Origin of the sequence: Eubacterium sp. LMAG:50 (assembly GCF_008680265.1) — a bacterium.
GTDB lineage: Bacteria > Bacillota > Clostridia > Lachnospirales > Lachnospiraceae > Eubacterium_U > Eubacterium_U album.
Genome location: NZ_NALP01000007.1, coordinates 615456 through 631909 on the forward strand (window position 1 = coordinate 615456; position 16454 = coordinate 631909).

Below are 16454 nucleotides of genomic sequence, written 5' to 3' on the forward strand. Positions count from 1 at the left end.
AATGATAGCGAATGAAATTGGAGAATAGATGGCAGGTATAGTGTTATGTAGTAGTGGTTTAGTAATTTTACTTATACTTTTATTAGTGACAGGAAGATACAAAATAAAGTATAGAAAAAGACTAAAAAATAAGTTGGATAAGGACGAGCATCCTTTGTTAAAACTTTATGGATTATGTTTTTGGATAAATGATAAATTTGTTGTGAAAAAATGCAAAAACCTATATAAAAAAAGTGATTCAAAATTAAAGAAACTATATGTCAGGGAAGACATAGATGAATACCGATATTTGTATATGAGTAAAAAGATAGCGAATAGTATCGCTGTATTAGTAATAGTTTTAATTGTTGGATTGGGTATAGGTGTTAATGAATATGGAGAAGCAAAAAATAAATTATCAGAAATACAAAGAAATAATCCGGGTGAGGGAGAAAAAGAGTATTCACTCATTGCAAAAGGTAAAGATAACAGTGAAGAAATAACTGTTAACGCTGCAGAAAAAAGTTTGACTATTGATGAATGTTATGAACAACTTGATAAAAAAAAGCCGGAAATATTAAAAAAAGTTCTAGGTGAGAACAAAAATGTTAATAACATTTCGAAAAAACTGAATTTAATAACAACTGATGATGATAAGGAAATTGATATAAGATGGGAAATTGATAAAAAAGATGTTATTGATTCATCAGGAAAAATTATTAAGGAAATAAATGATAAGGGCGATGATGTAAAACTTACAGGTTATTTGTCTTTAGAGGATGTAACGATAATATATGAAATTCCTTTGCATATCACCGGGAATGATGAAATTGATTCAGTACAGGATAAGGTTCAGGAAATAGCAGATGAAAATCTGTATGAAAAAACTATAAAACTACCCCGAAAAATAAATGGTAAAAGTATTGAATTTTATAGTGATGTAGACACCGTTGCAGATAAATTTATAATTATAGGGCTGATTTTTGCTATTGCAATATTCTTTTTTGAAGACAAAAATCTGGACAAAAATTTAAAGAAAAGAGAAAGTCAGATGGTAAGGGATTATCCTGAAATTATTAGTAAGCTGCTTTTATATAATGGTGCCGGCATGTCGATACGAAATGGTTTGGAAAGAATTGTTGCAGAGTATAAAAGAAATTTGAATTTAGGCTATAGATATGCATATGAAGAACTGGATTATACATTAAATGCAATGAATAGTGGTATTAATGAACAGCAGGCTATTAGTGAATATGGAAAAAGAAGCGGAATTCATTGCTATATAAAACTGGCAAATATTTTACAACAGAACATTAAACGTGGAACAAGAGAAATGGCAGTAGCTTTGCAGGAGGAAATGGATAATGCGTTAATTGAAAGAAAAAATAAGGCATTAAAAGAAGGAGAGGAAGTCGGAACGAAACTGTTAGGACCAATGATAATAATGTTGATTGTAGCAATGGGCATTGTCGTGGCTCCGGCACTTATGTCAATAAAAATATAAAACAGGATAGCAACATAAATAATGTAGAAATGGGAGAAATATATGAGAGGTTTAATAGATAAATTAAAGAAAAATTTAGTAGATTTTGGACAAGATGAGTCAGGTATGGGTGTAATTGAAGTTATTTTAATAATATTGGTTTTAGTTGGACTTGCACTAATTTTTAAGAAACAGATAGGAGATATTGCAGATGGAATATTTACTTCAATAAAAACTCAAGTAGGCAAGTTTTAATGAGATTAAAAGCAAGCGTAACTATATTTTTAAGCCTGGTTATAACTGTGGTTATAGTTGTTGTATGTACTGTAATTGAGTCAGCAAGAATAAGTGTTTCGCAAATGGAAGGAAAAGCTGCAACATATATGGCAGTTGAATCCGTTTTTGCAGGATATGGAAAACAGTTATATCAGGATTATGGAATATTACTTGCATGGGAACAGGAGCCGTTAGGTAATCAGGTTACAAGATATATGCAGGATAATATAAATATGGCAGATTTAGATTTTAAAAATTATGATTTTTCAAATATGGAGATAGAAAGTGTAAATATTTTAAAACAAAAATACGCCACAGATAAAGAAGGAGACTTATTTGTAAAACAAGTAGTTGATTATGCAAAATATATTGTGGGAATTGATGCTGTTAATAAATTAATTTCCGATTCCGAAGAAGAAAATAATAATAAGGAAACATGTAATGAAATAAAAGAAAATAGTAATGTTACAAATATAGCCAATGATGTTTCAAAAGAAATGATAGGAATCGTAGAAAAAATAAACACTCAGATTGATGAACTAAAAAACACAGAAAAGTTAAAAGGAAAAATGTCAGCGGTGTTTCAGAAATTTAATGATTTAAAAACAAATGTAACGGGTCAAAACCAGAATCAAAATATTCACGATAAAAAGGTTAAGAAGTTTTGGAATAAATATAAGAAACTAAAAAATCTATTGAAAATAGAAGACACTTTAATATCAAAAACTTTAACAGATATGGATACATATGTTGAAAATAAAAATGTTATAGAAAAAGAAATGAATGGCGATTTTTCAGGATATGAGGATTATATAGAAGTAGATAGAGAAAGTTTGAAAACAATAAAAAATTCAATAGAAGAAATAATGACAGCTTCAAATGTGGATGCAGATATTAATCAAAGTAATATCGGTGAAATAGAAAAATTGCTTGATAAGGTAAAAAGCATTGAAAAAGGTTTATGGGATCTAAAAAAAGGAAATTCTAATGGCGATGCTAAAGAAGAAAAAAACTTATATGAAAGAGCAAAAAGTTTAATAAGCGATGGTGTATTAGGAATTGTTTTAGAGGATGTAAACAATATATCTACAATGCAGATAAGAAATCTAAATCTGCCAACAACATTAGAAACAGATGGTAATAAGAAAGCAGATTTAATAAAGGATATTACAAACAAAGGAATCTTTGTGAAGTATATAGAATTGTACTTTAACAATTATGCAAAAATTTCTGAATATGGAAATGATGATACAGCCTTAAAGTACGAAATGGAGTACATTTTAAATGGAAATTTAAATGATAAAGACAATCTTACAGAGACTATTAAAAAATTAGTTGAAGTTAGAAATTTATCAAATGGAGCGTATTTAATAACGGATGGCGAAAAGATGCAGGAAATAACAACTTTGGCTGAAACGGTAGCCACGGCTATTGGAATGCCATTTTTAACGCCGGTTGCTCAGGCAGTAATAATAGAGGCGTGGGCACTGACAGAAGCGGTTATTGATGTAAGGCAGTTATTAAATGGAGAAAAAGTACCGATAGTGAAAAACAGTGAAAACTGGAATAGCAGCATAAAAAATATCGGGACATTTGAAGACGGACGTAAAAACAATACAGGGTTAACTTATACACAGTATTTGCAGACAATGATTATGACACAGAAAACAAAAAATACTGTTTTTAGAACTATGGATTTAGTGCAGGTAAATATGCAAAAAAGATATAATAAGGATTTTTTAATTTCAGAGTGTTTTGGAATGTGTGAAGTTGAAGCAAATCTTAGAATAGAACCGGTATTTACGTCGTTACCAATAGTGTCACATTTAATAGGTAACAATAACGAAAGTTATGTTTATAAAACCAAGATGGAATATGAGTACTGATTTAAAAATAGCGTTGAATGTAGAACGCAACATTAAAAACAACGTTGAATATAGAACGCAATATTAAAAACAACGTCGGACATAAAACGTAACATTAAAAACAACGTCGAACATAGAACGTAATATTAAAAACAACGTCGAACATAGAACGTAATATTAAAAACAACGTCGAACATAGAAAACAATATTAAGAATTATAAATTTAAACAGATAGTTGAGAGTTTTGTAAAAATCTGATTAGCAGAATAAATGTGAGGTAAATAATAATGCCCTTTTTCATAAGAACAATAAAGCCAAATAAAACAATAATAAAAAATAAAAATAATAACAAATGTGCATCTCTCCAAGTGCAAAAGCGTAAATTTTATAACTTGTCTGGAAAAAGGGTATTTTTATTTGCCTTACATAATGTAAATAACTCATGTAATATAAAAAGTTCAAATAATTTAAAGGGCTCATTAACGATTGAGGCGGCGCTTGCCATGTCAGTATTTTTATATGCATCTTTTGCAATGATTCATTTTATTTTGATGTTTAACTGGCAGGTTTCTATGCAGATGAATATAAATAATATTGCAAAGGATACAGCAAAGAAAATGTATTATTTGGAAATTGCCAATAATATTACAAATAATGACAAAAACGGGGAAGAAACACGGAAAAGCATTAACAGTAAATTTAAAGAATATGAAAATAAAAATGCTGATGCAGACAATGACGAAATAGGACAGGACAATAATAAATTTGGTCAGGAAAATGTAATGGGTGTAGCTTATTTATATGGAAAACTGGTTAAAGAAATAGGTGTGAAAAATAGTGCTCAAAAGCTGGTTGATTTGAGTAAAAGTAAAGTGGATATGAATGATGGTCTGGTAGACATAATAGCTATTTCAAGGTATAAATATCCCTATTTTTCTAAAGACAATCAGATTCAAATTGTTCAAAGAGCAAGAATGAAGGCATGGACAGGACGTGACTTAACACAACAGTTGAACCTTGTTTATATGACGGATGGAGGAACAGTTTATCACACAAATATTGACTGTACATATTTAAATTTAAACATAGAAAAAACTTCTTATTTGGAAATGACACAAAGAAGAACCGGTAGCGGGAGCAAATATAAAGCATGCAGTATTTGTGTGAATAAAAAAATAGCTGATAGCCAAGTGGTTTTTATAACGAAGGAAGGAAAGAAATATCACACGGACATAAATTGCAGAGGACTTACAAGAAGGGTAATTACATTAGATATTTCTCAGGTAGAAACGAAAAATGCATGTAGTAAGTGTGGAGCAACAGAATAGGATGTTAAACATAGTGTAAGTTGTTCGTATGTAAATTTTAATTCAGTGTGAAACAATAGAGTAAGATGTTAAATTGGATAATTAGTGGAGTGTATTTATGTGGATGCACGATAATGGATATTAAAAAGAAAGAATTAAATTTAATATATTGCACAATATTTTTTATAGTTGGTATTGCGTATGCTTTGCTTTACTTAAATGGAAATATGGAGGGGCTGATATTTGCATTAATGCCGGGAATAGTTCTTCTGATTTTAAGTATGCTTTTCTCGTCGCAAATAGGAATTGGGGATGGAATTATGATAATAACATTAGGATTATTTATGAATGTAGTGTATTTACTTTCAGCATTGGTATGGGCTTTTATTTTTGTTTCATTAATAGCAATATTTAAAGTTTTGTCTAATAAGAAAACAACAATTCCGTTAGCTCCATTTTTACTAATAGGACAAATATGTGTGATAGTAAATAATTTAAGAGGGTGAGAATGTAAGATGAAATATAAAAAGAGGGTGGAGGATAGGGTGGAAGTTTATGGAAAAATTATAAACTTAAAGCAAAAATTTATAGACTTAAAACAAAAACCTAAGTTAAAAGGTGAAATGACAATAGAAGCAAGCCTTGTAATGCCAATGGTGTTTTTAATGCTGGCGTTTACTTTATTTGTGGCATTTTATCTTCATGACATAGTTGTTACAAAGGTATATGTTTATGGTAAATGCATAGAAATGTATGATAAAAATGAGAAAACAGAAATGGAAAGGTTAGCCACAAAAGCTATAGATTCGATACCGGTATTTGTAGCGGATAATAAGATAAAAAAGGCAAATAAAAGTGCGGTTACGATAGAAAGTAAATATAATTTTCAAATGAGATGGATAAAAAATATTATGGATAATGATGAAGATATAGAAATTAAAATAGAGAAAAATATGGATGAGCAAAAGATGTATATTTGCAAGGCAGTTATTGATTCTAAAGCAAATTGATAAAGGCAGGTAAAGAAAGTTGAGGGTGTGAATGGAAATATCTTATAAGAAAGACGGAATAAATAATTATATGATTATAAGAAATCAGAAGGACGTGGAAAATGACTACAAACTTCAGATGTTGATTAATAATAAAATAGAAGGAATTTTAAGTATAAATATAAAGAAGATTAATAATGAAAACCAATTCTATTATGATATAACGTCAAAAAATTCCATGAGAAGTTTATTTGTAAAAAATAAAGTAGGAGCCAAAGATATTGAACAGTTTATAAACAGTATGGCGATAGTAGCAAAATCTATGAAGGAATATTTGCTTGATATTAACAATATAGTTTTTGATATGGACATGATTTACTGGGATTCAAAAAAGAAAGTATATAATTTTTGCTATTATCCATTTACTGAGCAGGGAATGAAAGAAGGTCTGAACGGACTTTTTTTAGAATTGTTAGAACTTTTAAATCATAATGATAGGGAAGCGGTTGTAATAGGTTATGGACTGCAACAGAAAATAATATCAGAGAATTTTACAATTACAGAGCTAAAAGAATATGTAGCTGAAAATATAAAAATGCCAGGAAATAATATTAATAAGTATTCATATGAAAAGGCTAAAAAATCCAATTATTATAATGAAAAGCAAAATGATGACTTGGAAGATTTGGATAATATTATAGAAGAAGATGCAGACGAATATTTTGATAGTACAGATTTTGAAAATGACAATATAAATAAAAGATTCAGCAATAAAAACGAAAAGGAAAGAAAACAAAAAGAGAAAAGGGCAAATAAGAAAAAAGAAAAAGAGAAAAATAGAAAAAAGAATAAAGAAATAAAGGAAAATATAAAGGATAGTGCAAAAAATAAGAATGGAAAAACAAACACAAAGAGTAAGAAATGGTGGCAATTCTGGAAGAGAAGTAAACCAAAGAAAAGAGAAGAACTTTTAGAAAATAATTTTATAAAATTAGAGGAGACGGATGGATTTGATGATATTGAAAAATTTGTAGCAAGTGAAATGCCTGTTAAAGAAAGGGATTCTATTGATGAAGAGGCTACGGTTCTTCTTACATCAAATGTTCATAGTACAGGTATTTTACTAAGGAGTACTGACATAGAAAATCCTGTAACAATAATTCCAAATGGATTTCCATGCATTATAGGTAAAAGTGGGAAAAGTTCAGACTATAAATTAGAAGAGCAGTTTATAAGCAGAGTTCATGCAAGAATATATGAAGAAATGGATGGATATTATATAGAAGACTTAAACTCATCTAATGGAACTTTTGTTAATGGCGAAAAATTAAAGCCACATACGCAGGTAATGTTTCAGTTAGGGGATATAATAATGTTAGCTGATATGGAATTTGTTGTGGAATAATAAAAGAAAAATGGTATAATGGTCTATATTATATGTTAAAAAGTCAGGAGAACCATAAGATGGAGGATAAGGTTGTACAACTAAAACAAATAATTGAAGAAAGTGATAATATTGTTTTCTTTGGAGGTGCAGGAGTTTCAACAGAAAGCGGTATTCCGGATTTTAGAAGTGTTGATGGACTTTATAACCAGAAATACAAATTCCCACCGGAAGAAATTATTAGTCATTCTTTCTATATGAAGAATAAAGAAGAGTTTTACAGATTTTATAAAGATCGTATGTTATATGAAGGTGCGCAGCCTAATGTCACACATAAGGCTCTTGCTAAATTAGAACAGATGGGTAAATTAAAAGCAATTGTAACTCAGAATATTGATGGATTGCATCAGATGGCAGGAAGCAAAGTTGTATATGAACTTCATGGCTCTGTAATGAGAAACTACTGCGAAAAGTGTGGAAAGTTTTATGACTTTGAATATGTAAAAAATTCAGAAGGTGTTCCACATTGCGAATGTGGTGGAGATATAAAGCCTGACGTAGTCTTATATGAAGAAGGACTTGACGAAGAAATCGTTGAGAAGGCTATTAAAGCAATAGAGGAAGCAGACGTTCTTATAATAGGAGGAACTTCCCTTATAGTATATCCTGCAGCAGGGCTTATTGATTATTACAAAGGGGACAAGCTTGTATTAATTAATAAGACAATGACAATAAGAGATTCAAGAGCAGATTTAGTTATTAATGACAGCTTAGGTAAAGTATTTAGCGAAATTATGGATATGTAGAACAAATAATTTAAGCCGGGTATATTTGTATAGAGATTAAAAGAAATAACATTTAAGTCTCAAATAGTTGGGAATACATTAAACCATACATAATTAATATAAACATAAGAAGAAAATGCGGTTGACAGTGATAAGCTTTTTATAAATAAAGGCCCCATCACAGTTAACCGCATTTTTTCGATGAATGTCGCAAAAGAATTTTTACATATATTTTTACAAAACCTAATTTGACAAATTGTGCTTTTTTCATGTGCTATATTCTACAAGAAATAAATGTAGAGGAGGGCTCATGATAGAGATGGTTTATAATGGAAAAGAATCCAAAGGACAAAGTGAAGTAAGGTTGCCAAAAAACATTCGCCAAATTGGTGACAATAATTTTAAAAAGAAAATATATGTAGAAGATTATGTAATGAGCAACTTAAAAAAGGAACCGGAAAATGAAGATAACATAAGATATGGTGTTCTTCTTGGTGAAACAAAAAAGGTAAAAGGTTATTCATACATATTTGTAAAAGGAATGGCAGAAGTAAACGACGTAATCGAAAACAGCATAATATTTAACGATGAAATTTGGACAAACATATATAAAGATATAAAAAGATACTTTGATGAATTCGATATTGTGGGCTGGTTCATATCTGTTCCGTACAGAGTAAAAGATGATATGTCAGGAATAAAGAAAATACATCTTGATAACTTCGCCGGAAATGATAAAGTCTGCTTTTTAAGTGATAGAACGGAAAATGAAGACGGATTTTTTGTGTATGAAAATGGAAATTTGAACAGACAAAGCGGCTATTACATATATTATGAAAAAAATGAGAAAATGAAAAAATATGTGAGGGAGAGGGAACAAAATAAAAATAGTATCAATGAAAATATTAAGGAAAATATAAAAAATAATAAAAAAACAGATGGTAAAATAATAAAGGAAAATGATGAACAATTAATAAAAGAAGAGGCAAATAAATATAATGGAGAAAATGAAAATCATAGCGTTGTAATGAATAAAGCTTCGTCTAAAAGTAAAAACCAAAAATCAGAAAACGATGAGGAGGCAAACACAAAGAGCGGGCAGACGATAGAAATGCCTGACATTTTAGGAAAAAAGAAAAAGGACATATATGCTAATAAGCAGGTTGATAACAAAACGGAAACACCTGAAAAATTAAATGGAAAAAATAAGCAGAAACGCATTGCAGAAAAAAACAGCAGAATTTCGGATTCGTTTCAGCTTAGAAAAGCTATAAGTGAAAGAAAAAAAGAAATTGAAAACCAACATAAAAATGGAAGTGAAAATTCAGGCAAAGTTAGCAAAGTAGCGGTTGGAATCAGTGGTTTGCTAATAATTGCTCTTTTACTGTCAACAATTGTTATGCTAAATAATTATGGTGAATTAAAAAATATAAAAACATCATTGGAAAATATAAATGACAACAAAAATTCTCAGGCAGTAAATCAGATAATAGATTCACTATCAACATCAGAAAGCACGGAGAATAACAACGAAACAAAATCTGATAGTAAGAAAGAAAAGAATGACAAAAAGAATACACAGCAAAAGCAATCTGAAAATGGGCAGAACGATGATTCTTCACAGACCAATCCAGATGATGGACAAAATTCATCACAACCTAAGACAGATGATATGCAGAATGATAATTTATCGCAGACGCAGCAATCTGAATCACAGGATAATAGCGGATTAACGCAGCAGAATAATTCATCAAACACACAATCCGATATACAGGATAATGCCCAATCACAACCAAATAATGATGGAACAGGAACGGAAACTGAACCACAAAACAAATCAACAAATGTACAGGCAGGCATATATGGAGGAGCAATTCATACAGTAACTCCCGGACAAACCTTATATGATATCAGTATGACATATTATGGAAATAGTGATATGGTTGACAGAATAAAGGCTTTTAACGGAATAGGAGACGATTACAAAATAATAGAAGGTCAGCAGATAAAATTGCCATAAAAAAATATATATTGTATAATCTGAATAAAATGTACATTGTGCATTGAAGTATAAAAGAATATAATTGAGGAAAACTGAAACGCAGATAAGGTACAGGAAGTAAGAAAAGTGAAGTTAGCAAAGAAAAGAAGAAAACTCAGAGTGATTAGACCTGATACAGTAATTGAGTCAGAAAAATCACGGGAAGATAAATCAAGAAATCTAAAAATAAAGGTAATAACAATAATTGGAATTGTATGCGCATTACTTTTAGCAATATATTTATTTTGTGTTTATCGCACATACAATAACTACAAAGTCAGAAAGACAATAAAGATAGAAACAGGAACAAACAGCCAGTATCAGGCGTTTGGCGAATTTGTAGTAAAATATAGTAACGATGGAATTTCGTACATCAATGGAACAGAAACCATTTGGAACGAAGCGTACGAAATGAAATCACCAATAGTAGACGTTTGTGGAGATTATTTAGCGATAGCGGATAAGAATAGTAATACTATTTACATTTTCAATAAAAAAGGAAAAGTCGGTGAAGTAAACACAAGTTATCCTATAATTAAAATTGAAGTGGCACAACAGGGTGTGGTTGCGGCACTTTTAGAAGAAGCAAGTGCAAATTATATTGAATTATATGATAAAGAAGGAAATCTTATCGTTTCACACAAATCATTGCTTAGTGAAAATGGATTCCCATTATCGTTTTCAATTTCAAATGATGGTGAGAAAATGATGACATCGTACTTATCAATTAAGGAAGGAAGTACTGAAAATCAGGTAATTTTCTATAACTTCTCAAATGTAGGTAAAGACGAAGTTGACAGAGTGGTAGGCACATTTAATCAATATGGAGAAACTATAGTACCTGCAGTATATTTTGTGTCAAATGAAGATGCGATAGCGATTGGTGATAATGTTCTTACTATATATAAGATGAAAGAAAAGCCAACAATTAGAAAAGAAATAAAATTTGATAAAGAAATACAAAAGGTATTTTATAATGAAAAATATGTAGGACTTATATTTGAAAACTCAAAAGGGGATACTCCATATAAAATGGAAGTGTATTCTTTGAGTGGAGAAAAAATCATGTCTAAGGAAATAGAGATGAATTTGGACCATGTTAAATTTGCAGGAAAAAACGTGCTAATGTATGACGACGTTACATGTGAATTGATATCCCTTAAAGGCGTGGTTAAATTTAAACACGTATTTACAAAACAGTTAGACGCGATAGTTCCTATGGAAAGTACAAATACATTTTTGCTTATGACAAAAAATAAGATAGAAGAAATCAGTCTTAAATAAACGAATACAGATAAAAATAAATGGAGGAAAAATGGAAACAATATTAACAGTTGCAGTAATAGTATTTATCGCACTTATGATATTTATTGGGCAACATAGAGGAATGATAAAGATGATATTTTCGTTGGCATCGATGTTAATAGTTTTAATTTTAGTTCAGATATTAACACCAATTACGAAAGATTTTATAGAAACAACTCCGGTGTATGATGCAATTTCAAAGCAGGTTACACAATATGTGGATGAAAAAATAGTAGATGTATCAGACAGCATTTCCCAGACCGGAGAAACAGCTCAGAAAAATACAATTAACAGTTTACCGTTGCCAAAAAGTGTAAAGGAATCGTTAATTAAGAATAATAATGCTGATGGCTACATAGAATTAGGTGTAGAAAATTTTAGCCAGTATGTAGCAGAATATTTGATAGATTCTGTGTTAAATGCATCTACATTTATTTTGCTATTTGTTGTTTTGACGCTGCTGGTTCAGCTGGTGGTTCATTTGCTTGATATAATATCAAAGCTTCCGGGAATAAATATGTTAAATAAAGGAGGCGGAGCTGTTATCGGACTTATAGAAGCAGTCTTTGTACTTTGGATTGCATGTATAATAATTACAGCATTTAGTGCAACAAGTTGGGGACAGCAGGCATGCGATGCAATTGGAAATAGCGTATTTTTAAGTCTGATATACGACAATAATGCAATTCAGATGTTTTTAAATAACCTCAATCTTCTTGCATAATATTTATGAAAATGAGAAGAATATCAGTAGATATTGCGGATAAATATTTATGGAAATGATAAAAATATCAGTAAGCGTCGTGAACAAATGAGAATAATATAGAAAATAAATATTAAAAATATTTAAAATAATACAAATATTTAAAATAATTGTTGACAAACACGATACTATTTGATAAATTAAAAAAGCTGTAAAAAGTGGATTGGAAAAATCCACTAAGGCTCCATGGTCAAGCGGTTAAGACACCGCCCTTTCACGGCGGTAACAGGGGTTCAAATCCCCTTGGAGTCATTCAAGAAATTATTCTTGACTGAAAAAAGAACAGTTGCTATAATGTAATAGTTCTATATTTTATGGCGACATAGCCAAGTGGTAAGGCATCGGTCTGCAACACCGCTATCACCAGTTCAAATCTGGTTGTCGCCTCTCTATTTAAAGAAATCTTAGCAATAAGATTTCTTTTTTTGTTATACACAATGAGCCAAATACTTTTAGCTTTTTGCTTGCAAAAAAAACTAAAAGTATTTGGCGAATGTTTAATCACCGAAAAGAAGCGAAGCGGATTTGAGGTGTTTAAACATGGCGAAGCCAAGTGTATAACAAAATACAAGACGAAGAAGCGAAGCGGATTTGAGGTGTTTAAACATGGCAAAGCCAAGTGTGTAATACAACTAACTGGTATTGTCAATTACATAAAAACTGACTATTTATCTAATACCATATATTGATAAAATTGTTTAAATAAGAATTATATTAAAAGAAAAAGGTCAGAAATAAAGCAAAGACGTTCATATATGCTTGATGGATTTACAGATTTCTGATTAAACAGGAGGAATATAATGAATAATTCAAATGAGAAAATAGTTAAGTTAGTTTTAGCTGCAATGTTTGCTGCACTTGGATGCGTAGCAACAATGATTATCAGAATCCCTACTATTGGAACATCAGGATATGTTAACATTGGTGATACAGTAGTTTTATTAGCAGCATGGGTATTAGGAACATTTTATGTAGGCAACAAAAAAGGCAAATTAGTAGATGAAAATCTTTTCTTTGCAGCAGCCGCAGCAGGATTAGGACCGGCACTTGCTGATTTAATTGCAGGATACACAACATATGTACCTGGAACATTTATTATTAAAGCACTTATGGGTATTGTAGCAGTTCTTTTATTTAAGATAATTGCAAAGGCAAATAAGCATTTGGCATTTGCAGTTAGTGCAGTAGTAGCTGAGTTAGTAATGGTATTCGGTTACTTCTTATATGAAAGCACACTTTTAGGATACGGAATGACAGCAGCAGCTTCAATTCCAAGTAATGGAGTTCAGGGAATTACATGCCTTGTATTAGGACTTGTATTAGTTGAAGTTTTAAACGCAAGCAATGCATTTAAGAGCGTATTAAAAGTTAACTAAATAACAAATTATTAAGCTAATAATAAATATAAAAGGAGTTGCTGTAATTTTAGTTGCGGTAACTCCTTGATTTTTTATATAATAAAGGAGTACAATCACTCGTAGAAAACAGGAGGCGATTTTTATGTACGAGGAAATTAGAAAACAGGCAGAAAATGTTGCCAATGAAATATGTGATGCAGGTAAATTAAAAAAAGGACAAATCTTAGTAGTAGGTTGTTCATCAAGTGAAGTTTGTGGAGATAAAATAGGAACAAACTCAAATCTTCAGGTAGCTGAAGCAGTTTTTGAAGGAATTTATAAGGTCACTCAGGAAAGAGGAATCTATCTTGCTGCACAGTGCTGTGAACATTTGAACAGGGCGATTATAGTAGAGCGTGAGGCTGTGCCAAATGCATATGAAGTAAATGTTGTACCGCAGCCAAAAGCAGGTGGCTCATTTGGAACTACAGCATATAACACATTTAAAGATCCTATAGCTATAGAAGAAATTCAGGCAAATGCAGGGATTGATATCGGTGGAACTTTAATAGGAATGCACATAAAGAAAGTGGCTGTACCTGTTAAAATGGAAAATAATATAATAGGTCAGGCAAGGGTAATTGCTGCACGAAGCAGAGCGAAATTTATCGGAGGAGGAAGAGCTCATTACAACGAAGATCTAATGTAAATGATAAGAATAGTTTATTGTAATAAAGAATAAATAAAATACAGGAATAATTTATTTACTGAAGGTTTATATATATGGAGGAATATTTAATGTTGAAAAATTATACTGAAAAAACATCGGTTGCAAAAACGATTATAGCACTAATAGTAGTAGCAATATTAGAATTTATTGCGTTCTACATTTTGTTACCGCCACTTAACATACATGATATAGGAAGCTGGATTTTTCAGGGATTCTTTGTACTATTGTTTTTGATTGCAACATTTTTTTGCAGTAAGGAAAATAATATTGAGCAGCTAAGTGTAACAATAGTATCAAAAATTGTAACGGCTGTTATCGCAATTGGCGTGGTTGTGGTAGTGATTGGCGGATTAACATCTTTAGAAATATTTAACGCTTCAAGATATTCAAGTCTTATCAAAGTGAAAGAATGCAAATTTGAAGATGAAATCGCCCAGACAGACACAGTCAATGATATTGCGCTTATGGATACAAAGAGTGCAAGAGTTGTCGGCGAAAGAGCAATTGGCTCATTATCAGACCTTGTAAGTCAGTATGTAATTAATCAGGATTACAACCAGATAGATTACAATGGCCAGCCAAAGAAAGTAGCAACGCTAGAGTATGCAGATTTTTTCAAATGGTTTAACAACAGAAAAAATGGTATACCGGGATATGTTTTGGTAGACCCTGTGGAATTTGAAGCAGAATATATAAAATTAGACAAACCAATTAAGTATACTTCTTCAGCACGATTTAATGATAAATTACAAAGAAAACTTAGATTTGAATATCCTACAGCAATTTTTGAAGGATATTATTTTGAATTAGATAATGATGGAAATCCATATTATATTTGCCCAACATTAACTGCAAAGATAGGCTTGTTTGGTGGTAAAGACGTAAAAGGCGTTGTCATATTTGACCCTTGCACAGGCAAAAGCAAATATTATGATGTAAAAAATGTGCCACAGTGGGTAGACAGAGTTTATGATGGTGATTTGGCAACGAGAAAATTCGACTGGTATGGAACTTTGTCAGACGGATTCATCAATAGCATAATAGGTCAGAAGGATTGTAAAATAACAACAGAGGATTATGGCTACAAGGTAATGGATGATGACGTATGGATTTACACAGGCGTAACTTCTGTTATTGACGATTCATCTAATATTGGATTTGTAATGATAAATGCAAGAACCGGAGAAACAAGATACTTCAAGGCAGCAGGTGCAGAAGAATTTTCAGCAATGGACGCAGCAGAAGGTCAGGTCCAGAATTTAGGATACAAGGCTTCATTCCCTGCAATCATAAATATAGGTGGCGAGCCAACATATTTCATGGTTTTGAAGGACAAGAGCAACCTCGTAAAACAGTATGCCCTTGTAAATGTAAAAAAATACAGCATTGTTGCGACTGGAACAACGCAAAGAGATACGCTTTCTTCTTATAATAAACTTATGAAGGAAAATAATTTAGGCAACAAGCAGGCAATCGATGACATGAACAATGATTTGCCAAATGTAAATATACAGGTTACTGATATTGAGTATATTACAACAGACGGTGAAACTTATGTATATATTTCTGATGAAAATAACAATGTATATAAAGAATTGTTTGCTGAAGATGAAAGCCTTATTTTCATCAAGCCGGGCGCACAGATAACAATTTATTATGAAGAAGATAAGAAAGATGGCAAGAAAAATGCGGACGAAAGTCAGAGCACTACAGATGGTGAAAGTCAGGAAAATGGCTTGGATAATGCAAAATATGACAGCCAGAATATAAAGACAATTGTTAAATGGAAAGCTCAGGGAGAATAAATATAACACATTCTAAAAATTTGAAATTCACGAATTTTAAGAATATAAGATTATATTCTAAGACTGTTTAACAAATTTAATAAATTAAAAAACAGGGAGGCGATTAAAATGGATTACAAATTAGGCGATAAAGTTGTATTGAAAAAAGGTCATCCTTGCGGAACAAACGAATGGGAAATAATTCGCGTTGGTGCTGACTTTAAAATAAAATGCCTGGGTTGCAATCATATAGTAATGCTGCCTAGAAAAACATTTGAGAAAAGTGTAAAAAAGTACTTGGGGAATGAGTAGGAAATTGGTTAAATAATGTAAATAAAAATAGTTATTCCAAAATGCGAACAATTCTACACAAGTAAAATTGTTCGCATTTTTTTGCACTTGCTATTTTATATGTTAGCAAATAAA

Annotated in this window: 15 protein-coding genes and 2 tRNA genes; all 17 read left to right on the forward strand. The window is 31.0% G+C overall.

Annotated features, from left to right (window positions below):
• Positions 1-28 precede the first annotated feature (28 nt).
• Positions 29-1483 (forward strand): hypothetical protein, encoded by a 1455-nt coding sequence (locus tag CCC31_RS08035; protein WP_118565830.1) that lies wholly within the window; start codon positions 29-31, stop codon positions 1481-1483.
• Between the two features lie 42 nt (positions 1484-1525).
• The gene (locus CCC31_RS08040; RefSeq protein WP_022089174.1) at positions 1526-1717 is read left to right on the forward strand and encodes a Flp1 family type IVb pilin; all 192 of its coding nucleotides are present in this window, start codon (positions 1526-1528) and stop codon (positions 1715-1717) included.
• Complete coding sequence (locus CCC31_RS08045) at positions 1717-3624, forward strand: DUF5702 domain-containing protein (RefSeq protein ID WP_290850794.1); 1908 nt, start codon at positions 1717-1719, stop codon at positions 3622-3624. Before CCC31_RS08040 ends, CCC31_RS08045 begins: the two co-directional genes overlap by 1 nt.
• A 482-nt stretch (positions 3625-4106) precedes the next feature.
• Positions 4107-4931, forward strand: a complete 825-nt coding sequence (locus tag CCC31_RS08050; RefSeq protein ID WP_290850796.1) for a hypothetical protein — start codon at positions 4107-4109, stop codon at positions 4929-4931.
• A 113-nt stretch (positions 4932-5044) separates the two neighbouring features.
• Positions 5045-5416: a hypothetical protein gene (locus CCC31_RS08055; protein WP_158574539.1), complete on the forward strand. Its 372-nt coding sequence runs from the start codon at positions 5045-5047 to the stop codon at positions 5414-5416.
• 9 nt (positions 5417-5425) lie between these two features.
• Positions 5426-5920, forward strand: a complete 495-nt coding sequence (locus CCC31_RS08060; RefSeq protein ID WP_147586527.1) for a TadE family protein — start codon at positions 5426-5428, stop codon at positions 5918-5920.
• A gap of 31 nt (positions 5921-5951) precedes the next feature.
• The gene (locus tag CCC31_RS08065; protein WP_118565834.1) at positions 5952-7304 is read left to right on the forward strand and encodes a DUF6382 domain-containing protein; all 1353 of its coding nucleotides are present in this window, start codon (positions 5952-5954) and stop codon (positions 7302-7304) included.
• A gap of 59 nt (positions 7305-7363) precedes the next feature.
• Positions 7364-8089, forward strand: coding sequence for an NAD-dependent protein deacylase (locus tag CCC31_RS08070; protein ID WP_022089180.1), 726 nt, complete (start codon positions 7364-7366; stop codon positions 8087-8089).
• A 289-nt stretch (positions 8090-8378) separates the two neighbouring features.
• Entirely contained in the window at positions 8379-10088 is a 1710-nt protein-coding gene (locus tag CCC31_RS08075) for a LysM peptidoglycan-binding domain-containing protein (RefSeq protein ID WP_290850801.1), read from the forward strand.
• Between the two features lie 108 nt (positions 10089-10196).
• The gene (locus CCC31_RS08080) at positions 10197-11393 is read left to right on the forward strand and encodes a DUF5711 family protein (RefSeq protein ID WP_290850803.1); all 1197 of its coding nucleotides are present in this window, start codon (positions 10197-10199) and stop codon (positions 11391-11393) included.
• Positions 11394-11424: 31 nt separating this feature from the next.
• A complete protein-coding gene (locus CCC31_RS08085; protein ID WP_022089183.1) occupies positions 11425-12138 on the forward strand; it encodes a CvpA family protein in 714 nt (237 codons plus the stop codon).
• A gap of 219 nt (positions 12139-12357) precedes the next feature.
• A tRNA-Glu gene (locus CCC31_RS08090) sits at positions 12358-12429 on the forward strand.
• A 64-nt stretch (positions 12430-12493) separates the two neighbouring features.
• Positions 12494-12564 (forward strand) — tRNA-Cys (locus CCC31_RS08095).
• Positions 12565-12977: 413 nt separating this feature from the next.
• A complete protein-coding gene (locus CCC31_RS08100) occupies positions 12978-13553 on the forward strand; it encodes an ECF transporter S component (protein WP_290850805.1) in 576 nt (191 codons plus the stop codon).
• A 124-nt stretch (positions 13554-13677) separates the two neighbouring features.
• A complete protein-coding gene (locus CCC31_RS08105) occupies positions 13678-14223 on the forward strand; it encodes a TIGR01440 family protein (RefSeq protein WP_022089185.1) in 546 nt (181 codons plus the stop codon).
• 89 nt (positions 14224-14312) lie between these two features.
• A complete protein-coding gene (locus tag CCC31_RS08110) occupies positions 14313-16049 on the forward strand; it encodes a hypothetical protein (RefSeq protein WP_117910637.1) in 1737 nt (578 codons plus the stop codon).
• A gap of 102 nt (positions 16050-16151) precedes the next feature.
• Positions 16152-16340, forward strand: a complete 189-nt coding sequence (locus CCC31_RS08115) for a DUF951 domain-containing protein (protein WP_117910636.1) — start codon at positions 16152-16154, stop codon at positions 16338-16340.
• Positions 16341-16454: the final 114 nt, after the last annotated feature.

Bases quoted from the DNA above. Each gene is read 5' to 3' on its own strand.
- CCC31_RS08105 (WP_022089185.1), top strand. From the start codon at position 13,678: ATGTACGAGGAAATTAGAAAACAGGCAGAAAATGTTGCCAATGAAATA.
- CCC31_RS08065 (WP_118565834.1), top strand. From the start codon at position 5,952: ATGGAAATATCTTATAAGAAAGACGGAATAAATAATTATATGATTATA.
- CCC31_RS08040 (WP_022089174.1), top strand. From the start codon at position 1,526: ATGAGAGGTTTAATAGATAAATTAAAGAAAAATTTAGTAGATTTTGGA.
- CCC31_RS08050 (WP_290850796.1), top strand. From the start codon at position 4,107: ATGTCAGTATTTTTATATGCATCTTTTGCAATGATTCATTTTATTTTG.
- CCC31_RS08045 (WP_290850794.1), top strand. From the start codon at position 1,717: ATGAGATTAAAAGCAAGCGTAACTATATTTTTAAGCCTGGTTATAACT.
- CCC31_RS08085 (WP_022089183.1), top strand. From the start codon at position 11,425: ATGGAAACAATATTAACAGTTGCAGTAATAGTATTTATCGCACTTATG.
- CCC31_RS08075 (WP_290850801.1), top strand. From the start codon at position 8,379: ATGATAGAGATGGTTTATAATGGAAAAGAATCCAAAGGACAAAGTGAA.
- CCC31_RS08035 (WP_118565830.1), top strand. From the start codon at position 29: ATGGCAGGTATAGTGTTATGTAGTAGTGGTTTAGTAATTTTACTTATA.
- CCC31_RS08060 (WP_147586527.1), top strand. From the start codon at position 5,426: ATGAAATATAAAAAGAGGGTGGAGGATAGGGTGGAAGTTTATGGAAAA.
- CCC31_RS08110 (WP_117910637.1), top strand. From the start codon at position 14,313: ATGTTGAAAAATTATACTGAAAAAACATCGGTTGCAAAAACGATTATA.
- CCC31_RS08070 (WP_022089180.1), top strand. From the start codon at position 7,364: ATGGAGGATAAGGTTGTACAACTAAAACAAATAATTGAAGAAAGTGAT.
- CCC31_RS08100 (WP_290850805.1), top strand. From the start codon at position 12,978: ATGAATAATTCAAATGAGAAAATAGTTAAGTTAGTTTTAGCTGCAATG.
- CCC31_RS08055 (WP_158574539.1), top strand. From the start codon at position 5,045: ATGGATATTAAAAAGAAAGAATTAAATTTAATATATTGCACAATATTT.